The following is a 14,571-nucleotide window of genomic DNA, read 5'->3' on the forward strand; positions in this document are numbered from 1 at the left end:
TTTATGCTGCTAACATTCTAATTCCAGCAGTAACTACGCTTAACATTCCTATCATTAGTAGAATTAACAACCATTTCCGCTCTGGTTTCCTATAATATAAAATCCCGCTTATGAACATTACGACCAATCCACTTACTAGATTCACTAACAATCCATTAAGCATGAATGCCCTCTCCATCCATTACATTTAAGAAATATTCCTCTAAGGAACTATGTTTCTTATTCATACTTTCAATTTCCACATCGTTCATAATAAGCGCTTTTGAAATGGCTTGCTGAGACACTTCTGTATCATACACACGAATCATATTTCCACTCATTATTTTATAATTTTTTATGCCAAGTTTATCTTCTAAAATATAAGCTGCACGCTTCACATCAGGAACAGTGATTTCAATGTACTCTGTTTGTTTTCCGTTAATACTCTTCATTGAAACTTCTTTTATTAGTTTTCCATTTTGAATTACACCAATTGTATCCGCCATTAGCTCCATCTCACCTAAAATATGACTAGAGACTAATAATGTAATGCCATATTCTTTGCAGAGCATTTTAAATAAGTCTCTTAATTCTTTAATACCAATTGGATCTAAACCGTTAATTGGTTCATCTAAAATGAGTAATTCTGGCTTTGTTACGATTGCCCTTGCAATACCGAGTCGTTGTTTCATTCCTAATGAAAAATCTTTTACTTTTTTATTATCTATACCTTGCAGCTTCACTAAATGTAAAGCATGGTCAATTTCATTTTTATCGTAATAGCCCATATATTCACAATGTAATTCTAAGTTTTCTTTCGCCGTTAATTTATCATAAAAGATTGGGTATTCAATAATTGTCCCCATTCTTTTTAATACTTCATAAGATGTATCTGTTAATTTCTCACCGAAAATTTCAATCTCACCACTTGTCGGTTTTATTAAATTTGTAATCATTTTCATAATCGTTGTTTTACCAGCACCATTCGGTCCTAAGAAACCGTATATTTCTCCTTTTTTCACATGCATGTTAACGCTAGAAATAACTTCTTTTCCTTTAAACACTTTCGTTAACTGATTCGTTTTTAATATATAGGTCATATCACTTTCCCCTTTCGCACTACTTTATATTTCTATAATAGACAACGGAAATCTCTTTTTTCTTACCCGTTTCTTACAAATTCCTTACGCTGCAAAAAAGCTTGTAGAATCTACTTCTCTACAAGCTAAAACTGCATCTTTTTTAATGCAACTGTAAAAATTGTTTTTTCATACGGCTTACTAGAAAGATGAATTTTTCCATCCATCGCTTCCACAAGCCTTTTCGTAATCGTTAACCCTAAACCGCTCCCTTGGTACAATCTATTTCTTGAATCTTCAAGTGTGTACATACGCTCAAACACTTTATCAATATGCGATTCATCAATTCCTTTTCCTGTATCCCATACGTCTATATACACATTCGTTTCATCATCTCTTAACGTCATACCAAGTGTCTTTCCATCGTCTCCATATGTAATCGCATTTGATATAAAATTGTTCAATACCCTACCTAATACTTCTACATTTCCAAGTGCATATATATTTCTTTCTGGTATATCAATATGAACATGAAAACCTTTCGACGTCACTAAATCATAAAAAGATAAAATCTTCTCACGACAAACTTCATTCATATTCACTTTTGTCATCTCGATTGCTTTGTCACCAGATTCTAATTTTGCTAAATCAAAAAACTTATGAATTAGTTCCATCACTTCTAGTGTTTTCGTATGCACTTTCTCAAGTAATATTTGTTGTTCTTCTTCATTTATCGTTTTATCCTTATTTAACATTTCTGTATATCCAAGAATAACTGTTAGTGGCGTCTTCAAATCATGTGAAATATTTGAAAGCATTTTTCTCATCGAAATTTCTACTTTCGCATGATCTGCATTCGTTTTCTGTTTTGCATCTAACAATTGATTAATTGCCACTAACAATTTTTGCAATTCTAGATCATCTGTCATAACAAGTAACTTCTCACCTGTTTTTTCATTAACAATACTTTCTAACTTTTCATATGTGTATCGCAAATTTTTGCTACTATTTTTCCTCATTTTATATTGTATATAAATGACACATAACAATATAAAAATAATACCTATTAACAAATTGACCATATTACATCACTTCCAACTTATAGCCGATGCCCCATAACGTTTTAATGTATTCTGGATTAGATGGATCACTTTCGATTTTCTCACGCAATCTTCTCATATGAACATTAATAACGTTATCGTCACCGTAATACTCTTCGTTCCAAATTAGCGTATATATTTGTGCTTTTGTAAATACACGATTTTGATTCTTTACAAACAGTTTTAAAATCTCAAATTCTTTTAAAGTAAGTTTGAGAGGCTTCCTGTTTTTTTCCACAGTAAAATTAATTGGATCAATCGTTAAATCACCAATTTGAATCGTCTTTTCTGTTGTTTCTGTAGCCGAATATTTCGTAGACCTGCGAATACCTGCTTTTACACGCGCGGCTAATTCAATCATAGAAAATGGCTTACAAATGTAATCATCTGCTCCAAGCCCTAATCCGACAGCTTTATCAACATCTGTATCTTTTGCCGACATCATTAAAATCGGAACAGCACTTTTTTCTCGAATGATTCGCACAACCTCTAAGCCATCTAACTTTGGCATCATAATGTCTAGGATAATCAAATCAAATGAACCTTTTAAATATGTGTTCACGCCCTCTTCTCCATCAGACGCGATTGTAACTTGAAAGCCCTCTTTTATTAAATACTTTTCCACCATCTCTTGAATTGAGAGATCATCTTCAACTAATAATATATGATGTGACATATGTCTATCCCCTTTTTACAAACGTTAACAATTCAATTGTATCGTAACTACTACAGACTTGAAACAAATATATGAATTTTCAAACCAACTTCCCTTCCTTCCTTAACAATGATATGATGAAATTCACTACGATTGTTCATAATTAACTTTATATAAAGGAGACTTATCATGTCAGAAAACAAAAAAGTAAGCTTAGCTGATTTAATGCGCGAACAACTTGCAAAGAAAAAGCAAGGTAACGGTAATGGTCAAAATGCCAAAAACCAAAGCCAAGAAACAAAAAAGTTACAAAACCAACAAACGAAAAAGACAAACAACCAACGTAGACGTACAGGTGTATAAATGAACGGACAAAAACGTTCTAATATCGCACCCGGCCTTGAAGTTGATATTGTATTAAAACAAGATCAACGAACTGGCAAATTAACACGTGGCATTGTAAAAGATATTTTAACGAACTCCCCTTCTCATCCGCATGGCATTAAAGTGCGATTGCAGGACGGGCAAGTCGGTAGAGTACAAAATATCGTTCAATAAGAAAAGGAGCTCAAGTAAACTCGAGCTCCTTTTTCTTTATTATCCTTTAATTTTCTCGATGAAAACTACTTTTAAATAGTCTCCTTCTTTAAATTGATCGATTGTACGGAAATCTTCTGGTAAAGAATGTTCTTCTAATATTTTATATTTACCATTCATTTCTTTAAAGGCTGTATCGATAAAGCCTTTAAACTTTTTCATATCGAATGCGCTACAATTTGTTGAAGCAACGATAATCCCGTTATTTTCTGTAATGGCAATTGTTTCTTTTAATAAGTTTTTATAATCTTTCGCTGCACTAAATGTATATTTTTTTGAACGCGCAAAGCTTGGAGGGTCAAGTACGACCATATCAAATTTCATTTTTTTCTTCGCTGCATATTTGAAGTAAAGAAATACATCTTCTACAATGATATCTTGCGCTTCATAATCAACTTCATTTACACTAAACTGCTCAATCGTTTTACTTAAACTACGATTTGCAAGGTCGACACTCGTCGTTTTGCTTGCTCCGCCAAGCGCTGCAAATACAGAGAAGGCACCTGTATAAGAGAACATATTTAACACTGTTCTTCCCTTCGCATATTTATCACGAATTTGTTTTCGCACGTTACGCTGATCTAAAAATACACCAACCATCGCTCCGTCATTTAAATAAACAGCGAAATTCACACCATTCTCTTTTACGATAAGCGGGAACTCACCGCGCTCTCCTGCTACGAAATCATCGCCTTCAATGTATTTCCCTTTCGTATCAAAACGCTTCTTCTCATAAATGCCTTTAAAGTTTGCTACTTTTTGAAGAGCTGCTATAATCTCATCTCTGAAAGTATAAATCCCTTCGCTATACCAACTTACTACATAATAGCCGTCATAATAATCGATGATTAAGCCTCCAAGCCCATCACCTTCACCGTTTAGAGCGCGGAATGCTGTCGTATCACTTGATTTATAAAATTGCTTTCGTTTATGTAAGGCAGATTTAATTTTACTTTCAAAGAAAGATTGATTAATTTGTTCACTCTCTTTTCTCGTTAAAATCCAGCCGTATCCTTTATTTTGTTTTCCATAATAACCTTTTCCGACAAAATGGTTCTTCTCATCTACCACTTTAATGATTGTTCCTTCTTCCTGAACATCATTTAAATTTTGAATCGCATCTTTTAAAATAAGCGGATATCCACTTTTAATTTCTTTTATAAATTTCGGTTTTATTTTTACAGTTACTTCTGATCGCATATAAAAACTTCCTTTCCATTTGCATGCTTTCTCTATAGGAAGCACTTAAAAAACGAGACTGAAAAACAGCCTCGTTTCACTATACCATATTATTGCTTTGCTAGTACAACTAGCTCATCCCCTGGCATAACAGCTATATATTTATACAATGTTGAAAAAGTAAGACTACCATCTCTATGGCGAATAAATAATATTAAATCCTCTGAATCGATTTCTTCTTTATTAATCTTTTGTTCTTCTGCAACTTGTATCGTTTTAAACGTATAACCATCTTCAATTTTTCTATTTAATTCTTCATAAATTTCATTTTGACCAAACAGTAAATGAGCTTTTTTCGAAAGGGAAATGCGTTCTTGTTCAATCTTTTCTACATCATGGATTGGAAGTAAAAATGTATTATGATGTCCAAACTGTGGTACGTATGTATTTGCGACTAATACATTATAAGAATCCGTATCTGTAACTGCAATTAAGTATTCATACTGATTCATATCAACTTCAAATTGTAACTGTTCAGAGAGTACTTGACCATTATATGTATTAAGCCCTTTCACCTTTGCACATTGCAAATGCTCTTCTGATACATCTACAATTAAGCTCGGAATACCCATCTCTTTACAGTGCAATGCAAAAGCAGATGAGAATGTACTCGCACCTGAAATTAAAATTCCCGGTGGCTCCGTATTCGCCAATCCCAATCTTTTCGCTAAAAATCCAATTGAAAATCCATGAGCACAAACAGTCGTAATAACGAGTGCAAATGTAAGTGCCGTTAATATAGAAGCATCTTTATAACCTTCTTGTAATAACTCCGTCGCAAAGTAACTTGAAACCGTTAATGCAACAATACCTCGCGGCGCAATCCAGCCAACTAGCGCCCGTTCTGCTTTTGTTAACTCTGTGCCGATTGTCGATATCCAAATCGATAAAGGGCGTACAACAAATAGCATCATAAGTACGAAGCTTATAATAGGCCAGCTGAAAATCTCCATAATCGTTGTTCTTGGAAGGGATGCTGTTAATATGATAAAAACAGTCGACGTTAGTAGCACAGAAATATTTTCGTTAAAATGACGAATATCACCGATAGAAGAAATATATTTTTTCATCCGCGCAAGCGTAATCCCCATTACTGTCACAGCTAGCATACCTGTTTCATGCATCACTTCATCCGCAATGCCAAAACATAACAGTACCGTAACTAGCAAAATTGGGGCTTTTAAATATTCTGGTACTTTTCCCTTTAAAATCATATAGCTCATAAAAATACTAAATACATAACCGAGTACCATTGCAAATAATGAACCTGCAAAGAAGTACAGCAACGTATGTAATTGTACATTTTCTTTCGTTAAGAAATTTACAATTTGAAAGGCGAATACAGCAAGCAAAGCGCCAAATGGATCAACGATAATCCCTTCCCATTTTAAAATTGCAGCTGTTCTTGGTTTTAATCGCGCTTGGCGTAACAACGGAATAATTACCGTTGGACCTGTCACAATAAAAAGTCCTCCAATAATAAATGCAATCGCCCAATCTAATCCAGCGACGTAATGAGCTGCAAGTGAGCCAGCAATCCACGCGATAAACGCACCAAACGTAACGATACGAAATACTGGTTTTGATAGCCCCCTCAGTTCACGTATATCTAAACTTAAACTACCCTCAAACAATATAATCGCAACAGAGAGTGATACGAGTGGACTAAAAACATCCCCAAGCACCTCTTTTGGATTAATAATACCGAAAACCGGACCAATTAATAATCCAGCAACTGCCATAACAACAATCGCAGGAAGCTGGAAGCGCCATGCAGTCCATTGTGAAGCAATACCTAATGTAATAATAATAACGATACTAAGTAAAAGTGATTCAACCATAATGCCCTCCTTGTTCATAGTATTGCGACAGCAAAGTATAAACCATACTTTACTTCTATATATTTTCGATTGATTCTATTTACATAATATATAACTAAGTTAAATATATAGTCAACAGGAGGATATTATACTACATAAAGTGAAACTTTAATCAGCCCGCCCTCCACCTAACTTCTTCGCTTTCGCTAAATTTTGAGGTGGGGGTCTTACTGCCCAACAAATAGCGGGATTAAAAATATTATCATAATTTAAGATTACCATTGACAATGATAATGATTTTCATTATCATTTAATGTATATGAATTCTCGAAAATAAAGGCTACAACTTATAGGAGGAATAAACATGATTATTGTTACAAATACAGCTAAAATTACAAAGGGAAATGGACATAAATTAATTGATCGTTTTAATAAAGTAGGTCAAGTCGAAACAATGCCAGGATTTTTAGGATTAGAAGTTCTTCTAACGCAAAATACAGTTGATTATGACGAGGTAACAATTAGCACGCGCTGGAATGCAAAAGAAGATTTCCAAGGTTGGACAAAGAGCCCAGTATTTAAAGCTGCTCACTCCCATCAAGGCGGAATGCCAGATTATATTCTTGATAATAAAATCTCTTACTATGATGTAAAAGTTGTACGTATGCCAATGGCTGCAGCACAGTAAAAACTGTTTTTTTAAAGTATAGAATATGAGAAGTGTTACCACTTCTCATATTCTATACTTTTTTATTTACTGTCTTTTTACTAGTTTCGCATGTACGACTAATCTTCCTGCTTCTGGATCAAGTGCATAGTCACATGTAGAAAGTGTTATAATTTCATCATTAGCCGTCAATTTCGTATCCGTTTTGTAAAGGGATTTATCTTGAATTTGCTTTAAGAATGCTGTATACGCTGCATCGCTTTCAAAATCCGTTTCAATGTAATAAAAGTCCGTCGTTGTCGTATATACTGAAAAAACTTCAACGTCGTATCCTTCAAATAATGTATCGTAATACAATTTACGATGGGACATGAAGAAATCTTCATCCAACATCTTTTTTAAACTTCCAAACATAGAACCGTCCTTCATACGATGACCATATAAAATAGTATTTCGGTTTTGAGATTTCACATCATTACGATAATCCATAAAAATACTTCCCGCTCTCATATCCTCGCCTTTATAATTACGAAATAAATAGTAATCATTATCCTTCGCTTGAACGATTGGATAATTGATTTGTGTATCATCCATCGTAATCCATCCCACTATTTCTGGATTAATTTTTTGGAGAGCTTGAAACTGTTTACGTACTTCCCCATCTTCTGATTTTTCTTCCATTGGACTTCTCTTATAAATATGTTGCGCTTCAGCCATTACTTTACGATTTTCATAATAATCCATGAAAATCCCACCCAATTCATACATTGAATAGAAAAAGATTCCTAAAAATACAATTGTAAGTATTCGTTGAAAAAAAGAATTCTTTTTCCGTTCTTTCTTACTATTCAAATTATCACCTCAAAACGGATTATGCCCAGCCTTTAAATTCCCATTGGTACCATGTATAACCCTGTATCTTCGTCTTGTTTTACAACGACATCTACACCATATATTGCTTTAACCATTTCTTCTGTTATTACCTCATTAGGATTACCTTTCGTAACAATTTCCCCATCTTTCATAACGATAATATGATCACTATAACGAATGGCTTGATTAATATCATGTAGTACCATCACAATCGTTAATCCATACACTTCATTTAACTCTTTCACTAACTCTAATATTTCTAGCTGATAATAAATATCTAAATATGTTGTCGGTTCATCTAAGAAAAGCATTGGTGTACTTTGAGCTAATGTCATCGCGATCCAAACTCGCTGTCTCTCTCCGCCCGATAAAGCATGAATTGGCTTTTCACGCTTACTTTGCAAATTTGTACATGTTAGTGCACGCTCAATTGCTTCTCTATCTTCATCAGTTTGCGAAGAAAAAACATTTTTATATGGCATACGCCCAAAGCTTATTAGTTTTTCCACTGTAATATCTGCTGGCGCCTCATTTTGTTGATGGACAACAGCTAACTTTCTAGCAAACTCTTTCGGTTTATACTCACTAATCGTTTTTCCATCAAGTATTACTTCCCCACTATTAGGAGCATGATTTCTAGACATAACACCAAGTAATGTTGATTTTCCGCAACCATTCGGACCAATGATTGTTGTAATTTTCCCAATCTCTATTTCACTACTAACAGACTTTAAACGATTTGTTACATTATCGTATGAAAAGGTTACATTTTTAATTTCCATGAACTTTATCACTCTTTCTAAGCAAGAATATTAAGAATGGTCCACCAATAACTGCCATAATCGTCGCCGCTGGAATTTCGTTAGGTGGTACAATTAACCTTCCAATCGTATCCGCCGTCAAAATTAATAACGCTCCTGCAAGAGCAGAAAATGGAATTAATACTTTATGATCTGAACCGACTAATTGCCTTGAAATGTGCGGAACGAGTAATCCTACAAAAGCAATAACACCTGCAATCGCTGTTGATACTGCAGCTAAGAGTACTGCAATAGCAGAAATAATAAGACGAACTCTCGTCACGTGCAAACCTAAGTTTTTCGCAGTCTTATCTTGTAGCGATAATAAATTACACCAAGCTCCTACAAACAGTGCAAGAACCAAACCAATTGTTCCATACGTAACCATTATTTCTACATCGCCCCACGTCTTCATCGTTATATTAGAAGTCGTCGTTTGCTTAATACTCTTAATGAAATATCCACAAATCGTAATGAAAGATTCATTTAATCCAGTAAACATCGCATTAATAGCTATACCAACTAAAATAATACGAAGTGGACTTAACCCTGACTTCCATGAAAAGGCATAAACGAGATAACACGCAAACGCACCACCTAAAAAGGCGAATACTGGTGTCCAGAAAAAGAATTGCGGGAATAACGTAATAATAACAAGTGTCATAAAACTTGCTCCTGAAGATATACCGATTACCCCAGCATCGGCAAGTGGATTTTTCATTACAGCTTGAAAAAGAACACCAGAAACAGCAAGAGCCGCCCCAGTGAACAGTGCAATAATAATGCGCGGGAAACGTAAATCTTTAATGACCTCAACATCTTCATTTGCCCCTGTAAATATCCCTTGTACAAGGTCAACGATACCAACCTCTAAACTCCCTTTCATCGCTGACAATGACGTCATAACAATAAGCAATACAGTAACAATGAAGAAACTCCAAGTTTTTTTATTCATTTCACTCTTCCTTTATATGAAAATGCATCACGGATACATCATTTTCTTCAATTCATCTAAAGCTTCGATTGCTGCTAAATTTCCTGTCGTTCCAAATAAACGCTCTTCTAAATCGTAAACACGATTATTTTTAACTGCAGCGAAGTGTTTCCAAATATCATTTGTTTTAAATTCTTTATCAAACATTTTTACAACTTCATCAGGCATACCATGAGCTGCTCGTAAAATAATATCCGGATCAGCTTTCTTTAAATACTCTGTATTAGAAGCTAAATATTCTACTTGTTCACCTTGTACAATATTTTTACCACCTAGTTGTTTCACTAAATCACCAATATAGGAATGCTCAGTTGCTACTAAATAGCTCCCCGGTACACCTAATAAAATAAGCACTGTCGGTTCTTTCTTTCCTTTTACTTCTTTTTGAATGCTAGCAACCTTTTTATCTAACTTCGTTACAACTGCTTCAGCCTGCTTTTCGCGTCCATATTGCTTACCTAAATTACTAATGGAATTTTGCATATTTTTTAAACTAGTTAAGTCCACAAAATTTGCTTTCATACCTACACCGTCAAACACTGGCTTTAATTCATATTCAAGTGTTGTCACGGATAATACTTCTGACGGCTTTAACGACTTTACTTTTTCCATATCAGGACTCATCGGATTCCCGACTTCAGGTAAACCTTTATATCGCTTCGGTAAGGTTTTAGAACTAGTTGGAACACCAACTAAATCTACTTCTAACACATCCATAATTTCAGTAACAGCGACTGTCGTTGCAACAATTCGCTCTTTACTTTCACTCTTTACTTGCTTCGCAGTTTCTTTTTTAGGTGATGAGCACCCAGCTATACTCACTAATAAAATGATAGCCATTAGTACACTTGCAATTTTCCTCACTCTCAATCACCACTCCTTTCCAAACAATATGAAACAAGTCTTGATGCACGCGAACATGCATCAAGACTCCAAAAATTACAATCTACCTGCTCTATATTTACGAACTAGTAAAGCAAGTGAACCTAGCAGTAACATCATGTATAAACCAAGTTGTGCTGTATCTGCAGTTTTTGAGTTTTTCTCTTTTTTCGAATCATTATTTGTAGCTTCGTTTTTCTTTTTACCATCTGCATTTCGGTTAAAATCAGGAGTTCCTACTGTTTTTACATTATCTACTTTTGGTGTAGTTACTGGGTTTTTCGGTTCATTCTTTGGCTCTTCTTTTACCGTTCCTACAGCGCCAATCTTCGTCGTATCAAATTGAATTTGTACGTCGTAGAAATGATGGTAATTCATTGAATCGATATCTACTTTTACTTTTGCATTTAATTTTGCAAATAAATCATTAGCTTCAAATTCTACGACTCTTGTATTGGCAGCCTTATCTTCACTTACTACTTTTGCATCTGCAAATCCACCATTATTTTCTGTTTGGAATTTCGTAATCCAGTCACTATTTTTCAGTGTCATTGCAACATACTTCTTGCCATCTTTCACTGTTAATCTTGCTGGACTTACAACATATTGATTCATCATTGAAATTTCTTCTGTCTTATCTTTTAACACTTTAAAAGCAATATCGTACTGACCATCTTTTAAATTTTTCGGATCAACTGTTGGGTTTTCATTTAGATTATTCGTTCCATCTTGGTTGTCGTTTCCGCCTTGGTTGTCGCTTCCGATTTGATTACCATTACCATCTTGGTTAGTATCTCCACCTTGGTTACCTAAAGCTTTAATACTTCCTTTATCGAATGCAAATTGAATATCATAGAAATGATGATAATTCATTGCATCGATATCTACCTTCACTTTTGCATTTAACTTTTTCGATAAATCATCTACTTCCACTTCTACTACTCTTGTATCTTTCTCTTTATTTGTACCTAATACTTGCGCATCGACGAACGCACCATTCTTTTCAAACTCAAACTTCGTAATCCATGAGCTATTTGTTAATGTGAAGGATACATATTTCTTTCCATCTTTCACTTTTAATACACCTGGATTCTTCGTATATGTGTTCATCATTGAAATTTCTTCTGTTTTATCTTTTAACACTTTAAAACCGATACTGTATTCACCGTCTTTAAGAGCGTTTGGATCAATTGCTGTGTTATCGTCTTGGTTGTTGTTTCCACCTTGGTTGTTATTTCCGCCTTGATTGTTGTTTCCACCTTGGTTGTCATTTTCGCCTTGGTTGTTGTTTCCACCTTGGTTGTCATTTTCGCCTTGGTTATCGTTTCCATCTTGGTCGTTACTTCCGCCTTGATTGTTGTTTCCACCTTGGTTGTCTAACGGTTGAATACTATCGTTATCAAATGCAAATTGAATATCATAGAAATGGTGATAATTCATTGAATCAATATCTACTTTCACTTTTGCATTTAGTTTCTTAGATAAATCAGCTACTTCCACTTCTACTACACGTGTATCAGCTTTCTTATCTTCACTTAATACACTTGCATCAACAAATGAATTATTCTTTTCAAATTCAAACTTTGTAATCCATGAGCTATTTGTTAATGTGAAGGATACATATTTCTTTCCATCTTTCACTTTTAATACACCTGGACTCTTCGTGTACGTATTCATCATTGAAATTTCTTCTGTTTTATCTTTCAATACTTTAAAACCAATATTGTATTCACCATCTTTAATGGTATCTCCGTCTGATTGTTTATCTCCGTCTGGTTGTTTACCTCCGTCTGGTTGTTTGTCTCCGTCTGGTTGTTTGTCTCCGTCTGGTTGTTTGTCTCCGTCTGGTTGTTTATCTCCGTCTGGTTGTTTGTCTCCGTCTGGTTGTTTACCTCCGTCTGGTTGTTTGTCTCCGTCTGGTTGTTTGTCTCCGTCTGGTTGTTTGTCTCCGTCTGGTTGTTTGTCTCCGTCTGGTTGTTTGTCTCCGTCTGGTTGTTTGTCTCCGTCTGGTTGTTTGTCTCCGTCTGGTTGTTTGTCTCCGTCTGGTTGTTTGTCTCCGTCTGGTTGTTTGTCTCCGTCTGGTTGTTTGTCTCCGTCTGGTTGTTTGTCTCCGTCTGGTTGTTTGTCTTCACTTTTAATAGCTTCCAATTTGTCTTGTTCAAATACAAGTTGTACGTCATGCGTTTGTTTATAATTTCTTGATGCCATCTCAATAAATACTTTTGTATTAAGTTTTTTCGATAAATCAGCTACTTCAAACTCTACTACTCTTGTATCTTTTTCTTTATCTTCACTCACTACTTTTGCATCAACAAATGCACCATCTTTTTCCGTTTGGAAATTTTTAATTAATGAGCTACTTTTTAACGTTACAACCGCTTTTTTCTTACCATTTTCTACTTTCAATACTCCTGGATTTTCCATGTAACTATTCATTTTAGATTCTTCATCTGTTTGATCTTTTAACACTTTGAAAGGAATGCTGTACGCACCATCTTCAATTGTGTTAGAATTTGGTTGTTGATCTGGGTCAGGCTTTTGGTCGGGCTTCTGACCTGGATCCGTAGTTTCATTTGGATCTGGCTTATTAGCTGGGTCCTCTTTTTCATCTGGTTTTTCTACATGAATTGGTGTAATGCTATTTTGATCAAATGCAATACGAACATCATATTCATGATGATAGTTCAGAAAATCAATATCTACTTTTACTTTCGCTTTTAATATCTTCTCTACATCTTCCACATCGAATTCTACTACTCTTGTATCTTTTTCTTTATCTTCACTAATTACATTTGTCTCAACAAGTTGACCTGCTTTGTCTGTTTCAAATTTCGTAATCCATGAACTATTTTTTAATGTAAAGGACACTTTCTTTTTCCCATCCTTCACTTTTAAAGTTCCTGGACTTACAGAGTATTCATTCATCATGGATACTTCATCCGATGCGTCTTTAAGAACTTTAAAACCGATTGAGTATTCACCGTCAGCTAATTGAGTAGCTGCTTGAACTGCAAGTGGTTGTAGTGTTGATACGAATGTAAATATCATTAAAAACATAGCAACAACAATCTTAAGATACCTGTTCAATGAAATAACGCTCCTTTTTATTTATTTATTAAACTTCACGTTACGAATTAAGAAAACACCTGAAATAAGAATTAACACCGCAAATAATCCGATACGTGCTTCATCGCCTGTTTTAGGATTATCTGTTTTTTCAGCTTTACCATTTTCATTTTTTGTATCTTTATTTGTCTCTTTGTTCGCTTCTTTTGTTGTTTCTTTATTCTCTACTTTTGCTTTCTCTTCTTTAACTTGTGTACCTGTTTTCGTTTGATCATTGTTTTTTGTTGTAGCAGCCGCGCCGTTATCTCCACCTACAGCTTTTACATTTGCATCAAAAGCAAAACGAATTGTATAGTGGTGGTCATAGTTTGCACTTGGTACGACAACATGAATTTTTACTCCTAATGGTTTTGATAAATCATCAATTTTAAATTCAACCGTTCTTTTATCAGCAGCCTCGTCCTTGCTAACTACTTTTGCATCAACAAAATTCCCGTTTTCAGGTGCTTTAAATTCTGTAATCCAAGCACTATGATTCATCGGGATTTGCACTCTCATCTCACCATTTTTCACAATTAGCTTAGCTGGTTTTTCAAAATAATCATTTGCCATTGAAGCTGAATCATTTTCTGCTTTTTGAATGACATAGTTAATGTCATACGTACCGTCAGCTAGTTGTGCTGAAACTTTCCCATATGGCATGATAAGAAAAGCTAGCATACATACGAACGTTATAATAAAAGCGGGTAATACAGAAATCTTTCTCATTTGGCTTACTTCCTCCTTGTTTATCTTTCATCCATACTCTTTGAAAATGATA

At 34.7% G+C, this 14,571-nt stretch carries 15 protein-coding genes; 3 read left to right on the forward strand and 12 right to left on the reverse strand.

Going from position 1 to position 14,571, the window contains the following annotated elements; all coding sequences use genetic code 11:
• Window position 1: 1 nt before the first annotated feature.
• From ACTT1L_RS09300 to ACTT1L_RS09315, 4 genes are all read right to left on the reverse strand, one after another.
• Entirely contained in the window at window positions 2-163 is a 162-nt protein-coding gene (locus ACTT1L_RS09300; RefSeq protein ID WP_000931773.1) for a hypothetical protein, read from the reverse strand.
• Window positions 156-1,079, reverse strand: coding sequence for an ABC transporter ATP-binding protein (locus ACTT1L_RS09305; protein WP_098671950.1), 924 nt, complete (start codon window positions 1,077-1,079; stop codon window positions 156-158). The genes ACTT1L_RS09300 and ACTT1L_RS09305 overlap by 8 nt, the downstream gene beginning before the upstream one ends.
• A gap of 125 nt (window positions 1,080-1,204) precedes the next feature.
• Complete coding sequence (locus ACTT1L_RS09310) at window positions 1,205-2,140, reverse strand: HAMP domain-containing histidine kinase (protein WP_000247662.1); 936 nt, start codon at window positions 2,138-2,140, stop codon at window positions 1,205-1,207.
• Window position 2,141: 1 nt separating this feature from the next.
• Complete coding sequence (locus tag ACTT1L_RS09315) at window positions 2,142-2,834, reverse strand: response regulator transcription factor (protein ID WP_046198137.1); 693 nt, start codon at window positions 2,832-2,834, stop codon at window positions 2,142-2,144.
• 168 nt (window positions 2,835-3,002) lie between these two features.
• Between ACTT1L_RS09315 and ACTT1L_RS09320 the strand changes: the two genes are divergently transcribed.
• Both ACTT1L_RS09320 and ACTT1L_RS09325 read left to right on the forward strand, forming a co-directional pair.
• Complete coding sequence (locus tag ACTT1L_RS09320) at window positions 3,003-3,176, forward strand: hypothetical protein (protein ID WP_001293578.1); 174 nt, start codon at window positions 3,003-3,005, stop codon at window positions 3,174-3,176.
• Window positions 3,177-3,371, forward strand: a complete 195-nt coding sequence (locus ACTT1L_RS09325; protein WP_001014310.1) for a YwbE family protein — start codon at window positions 3,177-3,179, stop codon at window positions 3,369-3,371.
• A gap of 39 nt (window positions 3,372-3,410) precedes the next feature.
• On the opposite strand, the gene ACTT1L_RS09330 is transcribed toward ACTT1L_RS09325, so the two are convergent.
• Window positions 3,411-4,610, reverse strand: a complete 1,200-nt coding sequence (locus tag ACTT1L_RS09330) for a class I SAM-dependent rRNA methyltransferase (RefSeq protein ID WP_001255958.1) — start codon at window positions 4,608-4,610, stop codon at window positions 3,411-3,413.
• Window positions 4,611-4,699: 89 nt separating this feature from the next.
• On the reverse strand, window positions 4,700-6,490 hold the full coding sequence (locus ACTT1L_RS09335; RefSeq protein WP_324630057.1) for a cation:proton antiporter: 1,791 nt from the start codon (window positions 6,488-6,490) through the stop codon (window positions 4,700-4,702).
• A gap of 343 nt (window positions 6,491-6,833) precedes the next feature.
• On the opposite strand from ACTT1L_RS09335, the gene isdG reads away from it, so the two are divergent.
• Complete coding sequence (gene isdG, locus ACTT1L_RS09340; RefSeq protein WP_074543111.1) at window positions 6,834-7,157, forward strand: heme oxygenase; 324 nt, start codon at window positions 6,834-6,836, stop codon at window positions 7,155-7,157.
• A gap of 66 nt (window positions 7,158-7,223) precedes the next feature.
• Here the strand turns inward: isdG and srtB are convergent, their stop codons facing one another.
• The 6 genes from srtB to isdC all read right to left on the reverse strand — a co-directional run bounded on the left by srtB (window position 7,224) and on the right by isdC (window position 14,519).
• Entirely contained in the window at window positions 7,224-7,988 is a 765-nt protein-coding gene (gene srtB / locus ACTT1L_RS09345) for a class B sortase (RefSeq protein ID WP_001086113.1), read from the reverse strand.
• Window positions 7,989-8,020: 32 nt separating this feature from the next.
• A complete protein-coding gene (locus ACTT1L_RS09350; RefSeq protein WP_000403755.1) occupies window positions 8,021-8,791 on the reverse strand; it encodes an ABC transporter ATP-binding protein in 771 nt (256 codons plus the stop codon).
• Window positions 8,781-9,764, reverse strand: coding sequence for a FecCD family ABC transporter permease (locus ACTT1L_RS09355; RefSeq protein WP_001036821.1), 984 nt, complete (start codon window positions 9,762-9,764; stop codon window positions 8,781-8,783). Before ACTT1L_RS09355 ends, ACTT1L_RS09350 begins: the two co-directional genes overlap by 11 nt.
• A gap of 27 nt (window positions 9,765-9,791) precedes the next feature.
• Entirely contained in the window at window positions 9,792-10,673 is an 882-nt protein-coding gene (gene isdE, locus ACTT1L_RS09360; protein WP_002163510.1) for a heme ABC transporter substrate-binding protein IsdE, read from the reverse strand.
• A gap of 69 nt (window positions 10,674-10,742) precedes the next feature.
• Complete coding sequence (locus ACTT1L_RS09365) at window positions 10,743-13,742, reverse strand: NEAT domain-containing protein (protein WP_442821966.1); 3,000 nt, start codon at window positions 13,740-13,742, stop codon at window positions 10,743-10,745.
• Window positions 13,743-13,793: 51 nt separating this feature from the next.
• On the reverse strand, window positions 13,794-14,519 hold the full coding sequence (isdC, locus tag ACTT1L_RS09370; protein WP_061132075.1) for a heme uptake protein IsdC: 726 nt from the start codon (window positions 14,517-14,519) through the stop codon (window positions 13,794-13,796).
• Window positions 14,520-14,571 lie beyond the last annotated feature (52 nt).

Origin of the sequence: Bacillus sp. FH (genome assembly GCF_052216825.1) — a bacterium.
Lineage (GTDB): Bacteria > Bacillota > Bacilli > Bacillales > Bacillaceae_G > Bacillus_A > Bacillus_A paranthracis.

Coding starts and splice junctions, on each gene's coding strand:
- ACTT1L_RS09300 (WP_000931773.1), bottom strand. CDS start 163: ATGCTTAATGGATTGTTAGTGAATCTAGTAAGTGGATTGGTCGTAATG.
- ACTT1L_RS09305 (WP_098671950.1), bottom strand. CDS start 1,079: ATGACCTATATATTAAAAACGAATCAGTTAACGAAAGTGTTTAAAGGA.
- ACTT1L_RS09310 (WP_000247662.1), bottom strand. CDS start 2,140: ATGGTCAATTTGTTAATAGGTATTATTTTTATATTGTTATGTGTCATT.
- ACTT1L_RS09315 (WP_046198137.1), bottom strand. CDS start 2,834: ATGTCACATCATATATTATTAGTTGAAGATGATCTCTCAATTCAAGAG.
- ACTT1L_RS09320 (WP_001293578.1), top strand. CDS start 3,003: ATGTCAGAAAACAAAAAAGTAAGCTTAGCTGATTTAATGCGCGAACAA.
- ACTT1L_RS09325 (WP_001014310.1), top strand. CDS start 3,177: ATGAACGGACAAAAACGTTCTAATATCGCACCCGGCCTTGAAGTTGAT.
- ACTT1L_RS09330 (WP_001255958.1), bottom strand. CDS start 4,610: ATGCGATCAGAAGTAACTGTAAAAATAAAACCGAAATTTATAAAAGAA.
- ACTT1L_RS09335 (WP_324630057.1), bottom strand. CDS start 6,490: ATGGTTGAATCACTTTTACTTAGTATCGTTATTATTATTACATTAGGT.
- isdG (WP_074543111.1), top strand. CDS start 6,834: ATGATTATTGTTACAAATACAGCTAAAATTACAAAGGGAAATGGACAT.
- ACTT1L_RS09350 (WP_000403755.1), bottom strand. CDS start 8,791: ATGGAAATTAAAAATGTAACCTTTTCATACGATAATGTAACAAATCGT.
- ACTT1L_RS09355 (WP_001036821.1), bottom strand. CDS start 9,764: ATGAATAAAAAAACTTGGAGTTTCTTCATTGTTACTGTATTGCTTATT.
- ACTT1L_RS09365 (WP_442821966.1), bottom strand. CDS start 13,742: ATGTTTTTAATGATATTTACATTCGTATCAACACTACAACCACTTGCA.
- isdC (WP_061132075.1), bottom strand. CDS start 14,519: ATGAGAAAGATTTCTGTATTACCCGCTTTTATTATAACGTTCGTATGT.